We start from the raw sequence: 16,319 nt of genomic DNA, 5'->3' as shown, positions 1-16,319 counted from the left end.
TTAAATGGCTAAAATGCCATTGCTATACCCATTGAGACCCATCTTCCGGGCAGCGGAACGCCTCCTATATCAGACTTCGAAGCATTGGTTAAATTCATAAACTTTAGGTAAAGATCAACGGAATTACCTTTTAAAATAATCTCTTTAAATAAGACTACGTCTAAATTAAAAAATCCGCTATTTTTAACTCTTTCCTGATAGCTTAAACCTAAGTTAATATTGAAATAATCTGTTTCTATTTTTTGTGAAACACTAAAATTATATTGAAGATAATTAGCAATATATTTACTATAAGATGCTCTGCTCTTATGTTCTGCATCAAACAGAGCATATGAGAATTTAAAATCATCATAAGAGAGCCAGCCTTCGATTCCATCTGTTTTAGCATAAGAGACATTCTGAGCTCTCCAGGCATCAGAAGTAGAGTTTCTGGCCCAATCAATTAAATTGTAATCAAAGCGCCGAAAAACTGAAGCCCCGTAAGATAAGATACCTTTCTTTAAGTAGCCTAATTCTATGCTAAAAGAATCCTCAACTGACAAGCTAAGATTTCCAATGTTGGCCGGGCTGGAGTAATAGAGCTCTGTAAAACTCGGCACTCGATACGCTCTCTGAAAAGACGAAAAGATACCTTTATCTTCTGTTAGTCTATACTCAAGATAGAGCCCCGGACTTACCTCAATATCAAGGCCACTATAATTATCTATTCTAAAACTTATCAAACAACTTAATCTATCCGATAGTTCTTTAGATGCTGCCGTAGACAAAGAGAACAGAGATCTTGAATGCTTACCCATATTTGTGCTGTCAATCTCTTCCTCTCTAACTTCCAGAGATAGGTCTATACCGGTATCAAGCATTGCAAAGCTGAAGGGTAATTTAATCCCTCTAATATAATTAGTGCTGACGTTTTTAAACAGATCAGGGTTACTTCTATCAAGAATAAACTTATCCCAATGACGACGAAAATATAAAATCGGAGAGAAAGCAAAATTATTCCAAATAAAATCAAAATTAACAATATAAAGCTCTGTATCTATATTCTCCTCTTCTCTAGGATAACTGGAGGAGTAAAAAGAGCTGGCGCCAAACTTTTTGCTATTATGGGCAAGAACGACTTTGGGTGAACCAAATATTTCATTAAAAATAAACTTAGAGAATATATTGAATGAGCTAAAATCAGTCTCTTCCCTGTAGGAGGCAGAGGAACTTTGCTGAATACTTAGATGATAGTTCAATGGCTCACTAACCCTATCTAAGGCAATATCAAAAACACGCAGCTGCTTCTCCCCAAAAGTACTGCTTACTCTTAGATTATTCTCCCGCGGGCTAACAGTCTCAATATCAAGTACCCCGCCTATAGCATGAGAACCATAGAGAGAAGAGCTTGATCCTTTTAACACTTTTATACTCTGCCAATCATAATTAGAGAGCGGTAGATCCATACTGAAATGAGATGTCTGAGGATCACTAAGATTAACCCCATCAACAACAACAAGGCTCTGCTCAAAACTACTGGCCCTGATATTCAGCTCCGATTGCACAGCAAACAGACCGCGCTGCTGTATATCGATATTGAATTCGCTCTCAATAAGATCATCTATGGAGCCATAGAGAAAACTCTCCTCTTCTTTTGTAACTAATTTGCTGCTTGAAAAAGACGGACCTGAAAAAAAAGAAAAATCATCTCTAAGAGCTATAGGGGACAATTTAATTATCTCAGAAGCATCTATAGTTTTAATCAGAGTTAACGCAAAAAGGACTAAATTCACTTTTTTAGATAAGAGAGAATACATATAACAACTCCTGAGGCTAAATATGAACAGATTACTCCAATCTTAAAACCCGAAAAAACAGATACTATCCCGATAGAGCCTGAGACCAGCATGCTTATAAAAACAGCTCTATTTTTGATTTTCAATCTATCTTTAAAAGGAATCAATAAGAAAGGAATAAATACGCCCGATGTATAGATTGAATAAGAGGCTTTAAGAAGACTGATAATATCTTTAAAATAAAAACTTAAAACAAATGCCAGCAATGCTATTGAGAATATAGTAATCCTGGTATAAAGAACATCTCTATCTCTATGTAGGTTTAATATATCGTGTGTAAATATGGTAGCTGATGTCATAAGACAACTATCTGCTGAAGAGAGAAGCGTAGATATTAAGGCAACTAAGAAAAGGTAAAAAGCAGGTCTAAAATCTATAAGCTGATTAAAAAAAAGATTCAAAACATCGGTTGGGCCAGAAAAAACTGGAGCACCATGAAGCATTAAAGCAGGAAATACTATCAATAATGAAAGGGGTAAAAGAATCAGAGCTGTAATCTTAAGAGCTTTTTTAATAACTCTCTTATCGCGAGAACAGAAAATCCTGGAATGTATATCCGGACCTATAAAATATACAGGTATCAATACAGAGCCGAGGTATAATAATTCAGACATGGAAAATCTACTATTGACAGGAAAATTAATATAATCAGAACCTATATTTATACAATTACATCCTAATCTTTTTATAAAAACAAAATTTATAGCCAAGAGTCCCGATATCAAAAGCAAAAGCTGCACTCTATCTGTAACTATTACCGCTCTCTGCCCCCCTATTAGAGTATATGCTGCTAAAAATATTGTTATTACAAGAACGGTTGGAACTGAAGGAGCCGCGGGAATAAATACCCCAATTAGTTCTTTTAATGCAAGAATCTGAGCAGCAATAACCCCAATCCAAGATAGAAATATAGCCCAGCTTGCAATCTTTTTGACTTCAATACCGTATCTCTTACCCAGGAATTCTGAAATTGTATAGTTATCGTCTTTTGAAAAAAATCCTGAGTAACACAAGGAGAGCAAAAATAATCCCAGTGAACGAAATATAAGCCATAGAGCAGCGGGCAGACCAACGGCATAGGCAAAGCTCATCAAACCGATTGTTGACGAAGCACCTACTATTGTTGCTAAAAGCGAAAATACTAACTGAGATAAGCCAACACCTCTTCCAGCTAAATAAAAATTCTTTCGATACATAGTTTTTAATCAAAAAACTGAAAAGATTGATATTTGATGTTAACAATTATATAAAAAAAGTAAACAATGTCAATAAAGGTTATAAAAAATTAACCATGGTGGATTGGGTATGATTCAAACTATATAATCTTAAGAGAGCTTACAGTATGGAGGATAGAGATAGTACGGCCCTCTCTAAGAATCAAATTGCCATAACTATCTATTCCATCTGACTTTCCGACAATTATTTTTCCATTCTCTTTTACCTTTACATCTTTACCGTAATCCAATGAACAGCTCTTCCAGATAGCCTGGATTTTAGAGAAATTTTTATTTCCAATTAATTTTATAAAACTATGCAGCTCGTTAACAACTGCGATTAAAATTTCCAGCCTATCTAATTTGCCTTTCTTCAGAATAGATAAAATTGAAGAGGCTCTAGATATCTTCGGCTTAGAATTTACATCTATGCCGACTCCTAAAATAAGCTTATCTATTAAGTCAATCTCTGCGATAAATTCGACCAGCACCCCAGCTACTTTCTTATTCCCTATTAAGATATCATTTGGCCATTTGGTCTTTGCATCTATCTTAAACAACCTATTTAAAGCTCCGGCTATAGATAATGCACCTACAATATTAAAAATCGGAAGATAGTGATAGGGCATCTTGGGAGAGACCGTAACAGAGAAAAGAATATCTTTGTACTTCTCAGACTTCCACTCCTTTCCATTCCTACCTCTCCCTTTCTTCTGCTGCTCTGCAATAACCAGAGAACCTTCTTTAAGTATTCTCTTAGCAGCATTATTGGTAGAATCGATCTCATTAAAATAGATAATATCCTTTATAAAATTATTCTTGAGGAGATTGAGTCTAACCACTTCAGGAAGCAACCTATCGCCAAATCCGGTGAAACTATATCCCTTATTGAGATAAGTATTTATCTTTAGCCCTTTACTCTTCAGATAGTTTATATGTTTCCAGACCGCAATCCTGCTTATATTGCAGCTATCTGCAATACTCTGACCTGATACAAAGTCAGATTGACTTAGAATCTTTAAAATTTTAACCCTCTGTTTTATGCCTTTACTCTGCATACCTTAACACATATTCCACAGATATGTTGACCTACAAAGTTCTTCTTTTTAAACTCATCTAGTTTATTATAACAGGCCAAGTGATTAAAGTCTTCTGGATCATCTGTTATCGCTCCAACAGGACAAGAGGAGATACATAGCCTACAATCTCCGCAGCCAAATCCTAGAGGCTCTTTAGAAGGCAGTTTAAGGCTGGTTAAAACAGTAGCAAACCTCAATTGAGAACCAAACTCAGGGTGAACCAAGAGATTGTTTCTGCCTATCCAGCCTAAACCAGATAGATAGGCTACCTTTTTATGCGATAGATAAGAAGTCTGTCTCTTCCAATCGACAATCTGTGAAGCCGGTATGGCTAGAGCCCTAAAACCCTCTTTTTCGATTATTCTAACAACCTTTAAGGAGAGCTGGTCTAAAAACATATTAACCATCCTATAGTGATGAAAATATAATTTTGTAGGGTATTCAATAATACCATCTAAAACCGCGCTGGATAATTTAAAACCAAAACTTATAGCGTGATCTAAGCCTTCCATCTCACCTTGTGATAGTTTGAACTCGGATTTTATACTTTCAACAAAAGCTGTTCCAAAAACAGCTGCTCTCTCTCCCAAAATAAAACTCTCTAATTTATTTACTAATTCTTTTCCTTCCATGATTTATTTTTCTTTAAATAGACCATAAGGCACGCAATGGCTGCAGGTGTAATACCCGGGATACGCGATGCCTGCCCTAAACTCAGAGGTTTAAGCTTATTTAACTTCTCTTTTGCCTCTAATGACAATCCGGACATATTCTTATAATTTAAATCAAATGACAGCTTTATGTTCTCAATCTTTCTAAACTCTTCAACCTGCTTAAACTGTCTTTTAATATAGCCTTCATATTTTAGCTCTATCTCTATCTGATTTAAAATATTGTCATCAAATCCAGCAATCTTATCATCCAATAGTTTAATATGATTAAAATCGATTTCAGGCCGCCGTAGTAAACTCTCGTAGTTTAAAGACTGCCTTGAGTTTAAAATTCCTAACGAAGGCATCTTCTCTCCTAATATTTCAGTTCTTATTCTATTCCTTTTCAAATATTCCCCTGCCTCTGCTATTCTATCTTTAAAACCTAAAACATCTTTATACTTCTCCTTGGTAAGCAAATCTAACTTATAACCAAATTCGCTTAACCTTAAAACAGCATTATCCTCCCTCAATAGCAATCTAAATTCAACCCGGGAAGTCATCATCCTGAAAGGCTCATCTGTACCCTTAGTAACAAGCTCGTCTATCAAAACCCCGATATAGGACTGACTCCTATCTAGGATAAAATCAGCCTTACCTTTAACCCTTAAAGCTGCATTCACTCCCGCCATAAGTCCCTGAGCTGCTGCTTCTTCATAGCCAGTAGTTCCGTTAATCTGCCCGGCAAGGTAAAGATTTTTAATCAGCTTTGTCTCTAATGTCGGATATAACTGAGTCGGATCTATATAATCATGTTCTATTCCGTATGCCGGCTTTGCAAACTCAGCCCTCTCTAAACCTGGAATAGTTTTCACCATTTTAATCTGTAGATCTATAGGGAGAGAGTTTGAGATTCCGTTGGGGTAATATTCATCTGTCTGAAGACCTTCAGGTTCTAAAAAGACCAGATGGCGCTCGTGATGCGGAAACTTGACTACCTTATCTTCAATAGACGGGCAATACCTCACTCCTGTTGCTTTAATACGGCCTGAATATAGAGGAGATCTATCCAAATTATCCCTGATTATCTCATGAGTTGCCTTATTTGTATAAGTCAGAAAACAGTCAATCTGCTCCAATTCTTTATTTTTAGTCCAGAATGAAAAAAACGGTATCGGATAATCGCCATGTTGAACTTGCATCTTAGAAAAATCTATTGAATTTTTATAGATTCTCGCAGGTGTACCCGTTTTAAATCTTCCTATCTCAAAACCCAATTCTTTAAGATTTTCAGAGAGCGCTAAGCTTGCCCCTTCACCCATCCTCCCTGAAAAATAGCTATCCAATCCTATATGTATTAAACCATTTAAGAATGTTCCCGGAGTCAAAATTACAGTCTTAGCCTTAAACTCAACAGAATCTTCCGTTAGAACACCTTTAACGCTCTTATCTTTTACTATAAGGCTTACTACTTTAGCTTCTCTTATATCTAAATTATCTTGTCCTTCAAGCACTCTTCTCATATAGAGACTATACCTCACCTTATCTGCCTGAGCCCGGGAAGAGCGAACTGCTGCACCTTTTGAAGAATTTAAGATTCTAAACTGTATTCCAGCTTCATCTATAGCTTTTGCCATCTCACCGCCGAGGGCATCAATCTCCTTGACAAGCTGACCCTTGCCTACCCCTCCTATTGCAGGATTACAAGACATCTGGGCAATATTTGCTATGCTCATAGTTAAAAGAAGTGTTTCAGAACCCATACGAGCAGATGCCAGAGCAGCTTCAATACCTGCATGACCAGCACCGACAACAATAGTATCGTACAATTTTTGAGAGCTTAACATAGTGAATAATATAATAGATTGAGGCAATATTTTCTATCAAATAACGGAATGTAATCGCTATAACGCTACTATAGAGATAGAGCCTCCATCTGCCTCTTTAATTGAATCAGGGATATCAAAAAACAGAGTCTTATCAGCCTCGATCGCAAGAATAGATGCTTTAAGCTTCTTTAACAACTTTATGGTATCAAGTCCGACAACAGGAAGCTCGAATCTCATATCTTGATTAGGCCGTGCCACTTTTACAACAACAAATCCTTCTCCGCCAAGATTTGCCCCCCTCTTAATAGCCTCATTAGTTCCCTCAACAGCCTCAATTGCCAGAGCTACTCTATCTTTAACAACAACAGTTAAACCGACATCGAAAGAAGATACCGCCTTTGCTAAATCCCAACCAAAACGAATATCTTCCCATTCTTTATCTGTTGGGGGCTTCTGCGTCAAACAACCCTTCTTGACAATATAGTCATCCAGAAAAGTTCTAGCATCTAGCAATTTAATTTCTACTTTTTTTAGCTCATTAGCAACTATATCAAGTAGATTCATATCTGATTTATTAGTAAAACCTTTCATCATGGCAAAAACTCGAGGACCAAGCTTAAAATGTTTTAATAGATCTTCTTTTTTAACATTGCCTGCCATAATAGCAGATGATATCTCATATTTTTTGAAAAAATCTATTAAAGGTTTAAACTGACCAAGTTCTATCCAGATTAAATCTTCCACTTCTCTCTCAAGCTCAGATAACGTCAAACCTTTGATAGCAACAGCATAGACTTGAACTCCCTTCAATTTAGCCTGCTTCGCCGCTAAAAGAGGATACTCTGTACCTCCCGCTATAAGACCAACTCTCTCTATCTGCATATACCTCTTTTTGATTTAGCCACAAAATCAAGCAGAGAATTTATCTCTCTGCTTTTATACTCTTTAGAAACAATCTCTATAGCATTTGATAGAGAGTGCTTAGATAGAAAGAGGACTTTAAAAACCTTTTTTAAAATCATCCGCTCCTCAACACTATATCCTGCTCTTTTAAGTCCTTCAAGGTTCAAACCTCTGAATTTGGCAGGATGACCATCACACATAGAGAAAGGCGGTATATCTTGAGTAACCTTAGAACATCCTCCTATGATCGCTAATCTTCCAACTCTGACAAACTGATGTATCGCAGCAAGACCACCCAGTATTGCACCATCTTCCATCTCAACATGCCCCGCTAGAGTCCCAACATTGGCTATAATAACATTGTTTCCTATTATACAATCATGTGCAATATGCGCATAAGCCATAATCAGATTATTATTACCTATCTCGGTCTTACCTCCCTCACCAGTCCCAGGGTTCATAGTTACAAACTCCCTTATTTTATTTCCATCTCCAATAATGAGATTGCTCTTCTCACCCTTATATTTTAAATCCTGAGGAATACTTCCTAAAACAGTATTAGAGAAGATATTATTGTTTTTTCCAATCTTTGTATAGCCTGTAATAGTGCAAAAAGATGCTATCTTTGTACCTGATGCTATTTCAACGTCGCCACCAATAACGGTATAAGGGCCTATCTCAACATCAGAAGCTATCTTTGATCCGCTATTGATAATTACGGTGGGATGAATCATCTTTACTATTTTTCAATTAAAGCAAAGAGCAGCGATGCTTCAGCCGCGACCTTGCCGTTAACCAATGCTCTTGCATGCATCTCACCAGTCTTTGTCCTTAATCGACCAACTTCAGCTTCAAGATACAATTGATCTCCAGGAAGAACCGGCCTTCTAAATCTAACCTTATCAACACCCATAAAGAAAGCAAGTTTTCCTCTATGTTGCTTTTGGATTAACATCAATACACCTGAAACCTGAGCCATCGCCTCAACTATTAACACTCCCGGCATAACCGGCCGCCCTGGGAAATGACCCTTAAAGAAGTACTCGTCTAAAGCCAACTTTTTAATCCCCACAGCACGCTTGCCCTCTTCTATCTCTATGATACTATCTATAAAAAGAAAAGGATCTCTATGAGGAAGTATCTGCTTTATCTCTTCCACCCCCAAAGGTAGCTCAAACTCTTTTAATCCGCCCCTATGTATCCCGGCTTGCTGAAACCTTTTGATCTGCTGTTCTATTCTTCTAACCATCCTTATATTTAAAGGATGGCCGCTCTTTATTCCTACTATATTAGCCTCCAACTTACAACCTACGAGATAAAGATCGCCTATTAAATCTAGAACCTTATGCCTTGCAGGCTCATCTTCTATTCTATATTGATTTTCTATAACACCTGAATCAGTTACAACTAGCGTATTGTCATAATTAGCACCCTTACCTAAGCCCATCTCCGTTAATTTTTCAGCCTCTTCCTCTAAACAGAATGTTCTGCTGGGAGCAATCTCATCTTTAAATGTTCCCTCATCTAAAACATGTCTTATATATTGGGTTTTAAGCTGAGGATGATCATAATTCAGAAGGTAAGAGATATTTAAGTTATTGCTGGGAAAAGCCATCAGGGAGGCTTCTCCATCTTCAACTAAAATAGGTTCTTTAAGTCGATAAGTCTTCCTTGTTGCATTCTGCTTAACTATGCCTGCATTTTTTATCTTTTCAATAAAAGGCAGAGCACTTCCGTCTAAACCTGGAACCTCAACACCATCTATCTCAACTAAGACATTATCTATCTTACAGGCTGCCAAAGAAGCCATAAGATGTTCTATTGTATGAATCTCTATATTATCAATGCCAATAGACGTACGCCTAAGACTTAAAGTCAAATCTAGAACATGCGAGATGTGAGCAGGTATAAGAGGAGAACTCTCTATATCTATTCTTCTAAAAGTTATTCCGCTATCAACCTCTCCAGGCTTAATCTTTAAATTAACTCTCTCATCTGTATGAAGACCTACCCCCGAGATAGCTGCATCTTTTGAAATAGTATGCTGATGTTCCACTTTAAGACGCCTTTTCCCGTAGCTCCCTTAACTCTGATTCCAAATCCTCAATCTTTTTCTGAAGACCCTTAATACATTTATAGAATTCTGGTAACTTCTGTACGCAGGCATTAATTCTCTTTGCCGTGCCATGAGGCCTAGCAGGATAGCCCGACACTACCTCACCTTCTGGAACTGATTTTGTAACTCCCGCCTGAGCTGCCACACGCGCATTATCACCTATATTGATATGGCCAACAACTCCAGATTGCCCCGCCAATATAACACCTCTACCTATATTAGTGCTGCCGGATATCCCAGACTGAGCTACTACAATAGAATTTTCGCCTATCTCAACATTGTGGGCAATCTGAACAAGGTTATCGATTTTTGTTCCCCTCTTTATATGAGTCTTCCCGAAGCGAGCCCTGTCAATAGTCACATTTGCTCCTATTTCAACATCATCCTCTATAAATACAGTGCCTATTTGCGGAATTTTGTAATGGACATCTTTAACAGTGGCATAACCGAAACCGTCGCTACCTATTACTGTACCGGAATGTATTATCACATTGCTGCCTATAGTTACCCGCTCTCTTACAGCAACATGAGAATATATTGTACAACTTGCCCCTATTTTACTATAGCTTCCTACATATACACCTGCTTGTAAAACAGTGTTATCTCCGATAAAGGCACCATCTGATACTACCACATAAGGCCCAATAGAGACATTCTCCCCTAACTTTACATCTTTACCAATTATTGCAGTAGGATGGACTCCCGGCTTTATTCCGTTCTCGTCAGGAGCAAAATGAGAAACCAGCTTGGCAAAAGCAAGAGAAGGATTTTCCGTCTTTATTATAGGCTTATCTGTGCCTTCAACAGCTTGCGAGGTAATAACGGCAGACGCTCTGGTTGTATTTATAAGCGAAAAATATTTAGGGTTGGCTACAAATGTAATATCGCCTTCTTGAGCCTCTTTAATCCCCGATAGCCCTTTAATAATAATGCTGCCATCACCTATAACTTCACCATCTATAAGCTTAGCTATACGAGTCAGCGTTAAATCCAGACGGGGGCGAAAACCATTCTCATCGTAACCTGAATTTACCTTCACTTATCTTCCTTGTCTTAGGTTTAATAATTACTTATATTTTTTGTTTAAATATTTTATCACTTCTTGGGTAATATCTAAATCTTTATTTTTGTAAAGAAGAGCTCTAGAGTTAAACATTATAGTATATTTTCTTGACTTGCCGTAATCTTCAATAACCTTATTTATCTCTTGAAGTATCCCCTCTATTATCTCGTTTCTTTGACGCATTAAGTCTGTTCTTGCCTGACGGTCAAACTGTCTCAGTTCTTCCATTTTCTGATTTAATTCAACCTTTATCTTTTCTTTCTCTTTATCCGACAGTAGATCCAGCTTCTCTTTTAATCTATCTATCTCTTTTAACTTAGAGTCTATATCTTTCTGTTTCTCTTCGCCTATCTTTGTAAGCTTTGCTTCTTCATCTTTTGTTTTTTGATACTCATTAAAAACCTGTTCCAAATCTACGCAGGCAAATTTATCAGCAGCTTCAACAAAACCAGAGATAAGAATAGCTGATATTAACAGTGTAAAAAATATTCTTTTCATATTGTTTTTCTCCTTTTAAAATTTGTGTCCCATACTAAAATGGACTTTTCCACTATCAGAATCATTCTCATCCGAATCCAAAGGATAACCATAATCCAACTTTATAGGTCCAATGGGAGTATTCAATCTTAGACCACAACCAACTGAAGATTTATACCCATCTGAAGCAAAATCACTCTTCTTCTCCCAAACATTACCAACGTCGTAAAAGAAAGCACCTTTTATATTTTCATAAATAGGAACTGTCAATTCGATATTTCCTATTAAGAGCGCTTCGCCTCCAATAGGATCACTCGTCTTAACCGTATCCTTAGGCCCTACGCTTCTCTCATCATATCCTCTAATACTATAAGCCCCTCCTGCAAATAATCTCTCATAGAGAGGCACGGAAGATGTATCGCCCTGAGTATCTATTATACCAGAATTGAGCCTAAAATTTAAAACCCATTTTTCACGTATTGAATAGTAACAGCTAAATTGATTCGTCTGACGTAAAAAATCTACATCTCCACTCATAAAACCACCTGCATTTTCAAGGCTACTGCTAAAATAATATCCTTTTGTGGGATCGAAAATATTATCCCTTTTGTCTCTAGCGAAGGTAAGTTTAATAGCATAGATATTCTTCTCTCCGGCCTCATTCTTAAGAGCATTTGAAACATCTGCAGCAACATTAGATATATCCACCTTATCAAATCGCGTTCTCAGGTAGAGGCTATTATGCTCCGATATCTCCTTGCCTAGCCTTAAAGATATACCCTGTCGCTCCTCATCCCAATCATAACCGATATCACTCTCCCGTTCTCTCGAATGCTGGTAGATATCAAAACCAAAAAGATAAGGATAACCGAATATCCAGGGTTCTGTAAAGCTCAACTCATAATCATTCCTGGTTGTACCCATCTCAGTGCGTAGCGTAATTCTCTGACCTCCTCCAGTAAACGTTGGAGGATTGGATATGTCAAAATTCCTCTGACTCAATTCGACAAAACCTATAAACTCATCAACAGAACTATATCCGGCGCCAAAACTAAACTCTCCTGTTTTAGACTCTTTTACACGTACCAATAAATCTTCCTTGTTCTCCTCATCAGTCGGAAAAATGTCGAAATCTATCTCTTCAAAATAACCCAGATTTTCAAGTCTCTGCCTAGATCTCTTTATCTTGCTGCCATCAAATTTCTCACCTGGATACATCCTTAACTCTCTCCGTATTACAACATCTTTAGTCTTAACATTACCCTTTATATCTATCCTGTCTAAATAATGTATTTCGTTTTCTACTACAGAGTATTTTATATCCACAAACCCAGTCTCTGAATTAATCACCGGTACCGTTTCAATCTGAGCCTTGATATAACCTTTGTTAAAATAAAAATCCTGCAGCTTCTGAGTATCAAGCTTCAAAGAGTCATAACTAAACACACTATCCCTATCGAGCTTTAGAATACTTTCAACTTCATTTAAAGGAAAAACATTATTACCCTCCAGAGACACTTCTCCAACTTTATACTGTTTTCCCTCATCAACCTTTATTGTTAAAATCATCTTTCCTTTTTTATCGAAGCTCGAATCGCCGCTCACCTCTACATCAAGATACCCGTCTCTTTTATAAAAATCCTCTATCCTGGACAGATCTTCCTTGAAAACCTCTTCTTTGTAAGCGCCGGATCTAAACCAAGTCTTTGTTCTTGTCCTCAAAAGTTTAAGAATTCTCTTCTTTTTGAAAGCCTCTACTCCAACCAACTCAATCTTTCTTATCCTTACTCTTCCCCCTTCATCAATATTAATTACCACCGTAGTCTTATCACTATTCTGATCAATCTCTAAATCATAATCTACAGCTACGTTTGCAAAGCCTTTCTCTTGATACTTTAACTTGATCTCCTCCATATCTGTCTTCAGCTGCCATTTGTCAAAAAACTGCCCCCCAGTAGTCTTAACCAATCTCTCCAGTTTATCATCTCTAAAGATACGATTTCCCTTAAAGATAACTCCATCAACATACGGTGCTTCTTTCACATAGAATATGATAATGATGCCATCAGTCTCTTCTTTCGCATCAACAACAACATCAGTAAAAAACCCTGTAGCATAGAGCCGTTTTATATCTTCATCTATCATCTGCTGAGAGAAGAGCTGGTTAGGCCTAACTTTAATTTTAGCTATTATAGCAGATTCGCTAATATTCTTGTTTCCAACAACCTGGAGATCTAAGATATTGGGCATATCTTGAGCCCAGGATACAGAAATTAAAAACAAAAACGAGAAAAAAGATAGACTAAGTTTTGTTACTTTCAACTTAAATTAACCTCCATTTTATAAAGGTTCTCAAACCTGGTATATTCTTTAATAAACGCAAGCTTGACAGTATCTACAGGACCGTTTCTCTGCTTGGCAATAATGAGATCCGCAACACCTTTATTCTCTTCTCCAGAAGGAGAATAATATTCTTCCCTGAAAAGTAAAACAACTAAATCAGCATCCTGTTCTATTGCTCCGGACTCCCTTAAATCAGAAAGTTGCGGTCTCTTATCCTGTCTCATCTCAGCCGCACGCGAAAGCTGACTCACAGCAATAAGAGGAACTCCTAATTCTTTTGCTAAATCTTTAAGACTGCGTGATATTTCAGATATCTCCTGCTGCCTGCTCTCAGAACGATAGCTGCTGCGCATAAGCTGCATGTAGTCTACTATTATGAGCTTTATATCATGGCGAGCCTTTAATCTTCTTGCTTTTGCCCTTAACTCTAAAACACTGGAGCCTGCAGTATCATCTATAAATAGAGGTGCTTCTGCAAGCTTACCTGCAGCAGATGTAAGCTTAGGCCAATCTTCAGGTCTTAAGAACCCGCGTCTAACCTGATGTGCGTTAACACGGGCATGAGAACAGAGTATTCTATGCACTAGCTGTTCTTTCGACATCTCTAAACTGAATATTGCAACAGGAATTTTCTCTTCAAGTATTGCATGCTCTGCAACGCAACATATAAATGCAGACTTACCCATAGAAGGTCTTCCGGCTACAACAATCAGGTCTGAATTTTGAAGACCAGCTGTTAAAGAATCGAAATCATTATAACCTGTCGGCACCCCTGTTATACTACTCTGACGCTGATAAAGATTATCTATCGTGGTGATGCTGGATTTTATAAGATCTTTTATAGAAGAGATCTTACCTTCCATCTTATGAGAAACTATTTCAAAAATAGCACGCTCTGACTCATCTAGCAGTCTATCTACATTATCAACCGGGTCATAACATTTCTTTATTATTTTGGTTGAGCTATTAATTAAGGAACGTAAAACATACTTCTCTTTGACTATTCTTGCATAATGCTGTATATTGGCAGCCGAGGGAACAGAATTAGAGATTGTAGCCAGATATGCCGGACCTCCAATATTATCCAACATATCCCTGTTTTTAAGCTCTTCGGAAAGGGTCAAGAGATCTACGGCTAACGAAGTATCATATAGCTCAACTATAGTTTGAAATATCTTCTGATGAGAATCTTTATAAAAAAAAAGTTTATCCAATAACTCAACAGACTGGGATATAGCGTCTTGAGATAACAACATTGAACCTAAAACAGCTATCTCGGCTTCAATGTTCTGAGGCGGCAGCTGCTCGGGCAAATCTGATTTTTCTCGAGGACTCATTATTAAATTATTCTTTAACAACCCAAACTTTGACCTTTGCTATAATATCAGAATGTAGATTGATAGATATTTGATAAACCCCTAATTCCTTTATTGGTTCATATAAATCTATCGTATGTCTATCTATATCAAACCCCTCATCTTTTAATGCTCTGGCAATATCGATATTTGTAACAGCTCCATATATTCTCTCTTCTTCGCCGGCCTTAACTCCTATTGTAAGCGATACGTCAGACAACTTATCTTTTAACTCTTCCAGTCTCTTCGTCTCTCTGCCTTTCTTCTTCTCTGCAGCAGCAAACTTAAGTTCCAGCTCCTTAAAAACTCCAGCAGTTGCTTGACGGGCAATACCCTGAGGAATTAGTAAATTACGGGCATAACCATCTTTAACGTTGACCAAATCAGACTCTAAACCTAAACCTTCATAATCTTTCAATAGAATCACTTTCATTATTCAGTAACAAAAGGCAATAAAGCCACCATTCTGGCATTTTTAATAGCGTTTGATATTTTCCTCTGATGTTTTGCGCAATTACCGCTAGAGTTTCTGGTTCTCATCTTGCTTCTATCGGTAAGAAAATTTTGCAGGAGTTCAACATCTTTATAATCTATATCTTTAATATTCTTTGCACAGAATCTACAATACTTCTTCCTTTTTAAATTCTTAAATGGGAACTTTTTACTTGTTTTACTCTTTGTATTTCTCAAAACGGCACCTCGCCTTCACTGGCAGAACCGGCTTCTTCTGAAGAAATATCTTCAGGAATAACACCTTCTTCAAAATCAGAGGAAGCAGTTCCATCCTCTTTAGCTCTGGTCAAAAACTGAACCCTATCAGCTATAACATCTAAAGCGTTATATTTTTTACCTTCATACTCCCAATTTCTATACTGCAATCTACCTTCTATGAATACGAGCCTACCTTTAGCAAGATATTGATTGCAAGATTCAGCCTGTTTTCCGAAAGTCACTACTCTAACAAAACAAGTCTCCTCTTTCTTCTCACCTGTTTGAGCCTTAAAAACCCTGTTCACCGCTAAGCCAAAACTAACAACAGAGGTACCTGAAGGTGTATAGCGAATCTCTGGATCGCGAGTTAAATTGCCGATTAAAAATACTCTATTTAAACTGGGCATTTTATCCCTCCTTCTCTTTCTTAAAAATCAGAAACCTTAATATATTTGAGTCTAACTGCCACTCTCCGGATATACCTTTCACTATCTCCTCAGGCATCTCAAACTCTCCCAGCAGATAGACTCCTTCTTGAAACTTTTCTATAGGATATGCAAGCTGTCTCCTCTGCCAGATATCAAACTGAACAACTTTACCTTTTAATTTGACTACAGAATCTTTAATCTTGCTCATCTGAGAATCTATATCCGTATCACTCATATCCGGATTTAAAATAAGCATTATCTCATATTTTTTCATCAAATATTTTCTCCTTTTGGCTGATAATATTAACATATAAGC

General features: G+C 37.2%; 16 protein-coding genes. All 16 read right to left on the bottom strand.

The annotated features are described in order from the left end of the window. Positions 1–8: 8 nt before the first annotated feature. The 16 genes from P9L98_03510 to rpsF all read right to left on the bottom strand — a co-directional run bounded on the left by P9L98_03510 (position 9) and on the right by rpsF (position 16,277). A complete protein-coding gene (locus P9L98_03510) occupies positions 9–1,796 on the bottom strand; it encodes a TonB-dependent receptor (protein MDP8216370.1) in 1,788 nt (595 codons plus the stop codon). Next, entirely contained in the window at positions 1,769–3,031 is a 1,263-nt protein-coding gene (locus P9L98_03505; protein ID MDP8216369.1) for a hypothetical protein, read from the bottom strand. The genes P9L98_03510 and P9L98_03505 overlap by 28 nt, the downstream gene beginning before the upstream one ends. 119 nt (positions 3,032–3,150) lie before the next feature. After that, positions 3,151–4,107: a biotin--[acetyl-CoA-carboxylase] ligase gene (locus P9L98_03500; GenBank protein MDP8216368.1), complete on the bottom strand. Its 957-nt coding sequence runs from the start codon at positions 4,105–4,107 to the stop codon at positions 3,151–3,153. Next, entirely contained in the window at positions 4,089–4,760 is a 672-nt protein-coding gene (locus tag P9L98_03495) for a hypothetical protein (GenBank protein MDP8216367.1), read from the bottom strand. Before P9L98_03495 ends, P9L98_03500 begins: the two co-directional genes overlap by 19 nt. Next, the gene (gene mnmG / locus P9L98_03490; GenBank protein ID MDP8216366.1) at positions 4,742–6,625 is read right to left on the bottom strand and encodes a tRNA uridine-5-carboxymethylaminomethyl(34) synthesis enzyme MnmG; all 1,884 of its coding nucleotides are present in this window, start codon (positions 6,623–6,625) and stop codon (positions 4,742–4,744) included. Before mnmG ends, P9L98_03495 begins: the two co-directional genes overlap by 19 nt. A gap of 57 nt (positions 6,626–6,682) precedes the next feature. Then, positions 6,683–7,489: a UDP-2,3-diacylglucosamine diphosphatase LpxI gene (gene lpxI, locus P9L98_03485; GenBank protein ID MDP8216365.1), complete on the bottom strand. Its 807-nt coding sequence runs from the start codon at positions 7,487–7,489 to the stop codon at positions 6,683–6,685. Continuing rightward, the gene (gene lpxA / locus P9L98_03480; protein MDP8216364.1) at positions 7,480–8,244 is read right to left on the bottom strand and encodes an acyl-ACP--UDP-N-acetylglucosamine O-acyltransferase; all 765 of its coding nucleotides are present in this window, start codon (positions 8,242–8,244) and stop codon (positions 7,480–7,482) included. The genes lpxI and lpxA overlap by 10 nt, the downstream gene beginning before the upstream one ends. A 5-nt stretch (positions 8,245–8,249) precedes the next feature. Next, a complete protein-coding gene (lpxC, locus tag P9L98_03475; protein ID MDP8216363.1) occupies positions 8,250–9,566 on the bottom strand; it encodes a UDP-3-O-acyl-N-acetylglucosamine deacetylase in 1,317 nt (438 codons plus the stop codon). A gap of 1 nt (position 9,567) precedes the next feature. Beyond that, complete coding sequence (lpxD, locus tag P9L98_03470) at positions 9,568–10,665, bottom strand: UDP-3-O-(3-hydroxymyristoyl)glucosamine N-acyltransferase (protein ID MDP8216362.1); 1,098 nt, start codon at positions 10,663–10,665, stop codon at positions 9,568–9,570. Between the two features lie 27 nt (positions 10,666–10,692). After that, positions 10,693–11,187 (bottom strand): OmpH family outer membrane protein, encoded by a 495-nt coding sequence (locus tag P9L98_03465; protein ID MDP8216361.1) that lies wholly within the window; start codon positions 11,185–11,187, stop codon positions 10,693–10,695. 15 nt (positions 11,188–11,202) lie between these two features. Further along, a complete protein-coding gene (gene bamA / locus P9L98_03460) occupies positions 11,203–13,488 on the bottom strand; it encodes an outer membrane protein assembly factor BamA (protein ID MDP8216360.1) in 2,286 nt (761 codons plus the stop codon). After that, complete coding sequence (gene dnaB / locus P9L98_03455; GenBank protein MDP8216359.1) at positions 13,485–14,846, bottom strand: replicative DNA helicase; 1,362 nt, start codon at positions 14,844–14,846, stop codon at positions 13,485–13,487. Before dnaB ends, bamA begins: the two co-directional genes overlap by 4 nt. 7 nt (positions 14,847–14,853) lie before the next feature. Further along, positions 14,854–15,297 carry a 50S ribosomal protein L9 gene (gene rplI / locus P9L98_03450; GenBank protein ID MDP8216358.1) on the bottom strand — a complete coding sequence of 148 codons (444 nt, stop codon included), beginning with the start codon at positions 15,295–15,297 and terminating at the stop codon, positions 14,854–14,856. Further along, on the bottom strand, positions 15,297–15,554 hold the full coding sequence (gene rpsR / locus P9L98_03445; GenBank protein MDP8216357.1) for a 30S ribosomal protein S18: 258 nt from the start codon (positions 15,552–15,554) through the stop codon (positions 15,297–15,299). The genes rplI and rpsR overlap by 1 nt, the downstream gene beginning before the upstream one ends. Continuing rightward, positions 15,551–15,982 carry a single-stranded DNA-binding protein gene (gene ssb / locus P9L98_03440; GenBank protein MDP8216356.1) on the bottom strand — a complete coding sequence of 144 codons (432 nt, stop codon included), beginning with the start codon at positions 15,980–15,982 and terminating at the stop codon, positions 15,551–15,553. The genes rpsR and ssb overlap by 4 nt, the downstream gene beginning before the upstream one ends. 1 nt (position 15,983) lies before the next feature. Continuing rightward, on the bottom strand, positions 15,984–16,277 hold the full coding sequence (gene rpsF, locus P9L98_03435; protein ID MDP8216355.1) for a 30S ribosomal protein S6: 294 nt from the start codon (positions 16,275–16,277) through the stop codon (positions 15,984–15,986). Positions 16,278–16,319 lie beyond the last annotated feature (42 nt).

The sequence above is a fragment of the Candidatus Kaelpia imicola genome (genome assembly GCA_030765505.1).
In the GTDB taxonomy this organism is placed as follows: domain Bacteria; phylum Omnitrophota; class Gorgyraeia; order Kaelpiales; family Kaelpiaceae; genus Kaelpia; species Kaelpia imicola.
This window is presented reverse-complemented; position numbering and strand designations above follow the sequence as displayed.

What these genes read in the sequence shown, in the direction of transcription:
- rpsF (MDP8216355.1), bottom strand. Translation starts at nt 16,277, where the DNA reads ATGAAAAAATATGAGATAATGCTTATTTTAAATCCGGATATGAGTGAT.
- ssb (MDP8216356.1), bottom strand. Translation starts at nt 15,982, where the DNA reads ATGCCCAGTTTAAATAGAGTATTTTTAATCGGCAATTTAACTCGCGAT.
- dnaB (MDP8216359.1), bottom strand. Translation starts at nt 14,846, where the DNA reads ATGAGTCCTCGAGAAAAATCAGATTTGCCCGAGCAGCTGCCGCCTCAG.
- lpxI (MDP8216365.1), bottom strand. Translation starts at nt 7,489, where the DNA reads ATGCAGATAGAGAGAGTTGGTCTTATAGCGGGAGGTACAGAGTATCCT.
- P9L98_03505 (MDP8216369.1), bottom strand. Translation starts at nt 3,031, where the DNA reads ATGTATCGAAAGAATTTTTATTTAGCTGGAAGAGGTGTTGGCTTATCT.
- P9L98_03500 (MDP8216368.1), bottom strand. Translation starts at nt 4,107, where the DNA reads ATGCAGAGTAAAGGCATAAAACAGAGGGTTAAAATTTTAAAGATTCTA.
- mnmG (MDP8216366.1), bottom strand. Translation starts at nt 6,625, where the DNA reads ATGTTAAGCTCTCAAAAATTGTACGATACTATTGTTGTCGGTGCTGGT.
- P9L98_03510 (MDP8216370.1), bottom strand. Translation starts at nt 1,796, where the DNA reads ATGTATTCTCTCTTATCTAAAAAAGTGAATTTAGTCCTTTTTGCGTTA.
- P9L98_03495 (MDP8216367.1), bottom strand. Translation starts at nt 4,760, where the DNA reads ATGGAAGGAAAAGAATTAGTAAATAAATTAGAGAGTTTTATTTTGGGA.
- rplI (MDP8216358.1), bottom strand. Translation starts at nt 15,297, where the DNA reads ATGAAAGTGATTCTATTGAAAGATTATGAAGGTTTAGGTTTAGAGTCT.
- P9L98_03465 (MDP8216361.1), bottom strand. Translation starts at nt 11,187, where the DNA reads ATGAAAAGAATATTTTTTACACTGTTAATATCAGCTATTCTTATCTCT.
- lpxA (MDP8216364.1), bottom strand. Translation starts at nt 8,244, where the DNA reads ATGATTCATCCCACCGTAATTATCAATAGCGGATCAAAGATAGCTTCT.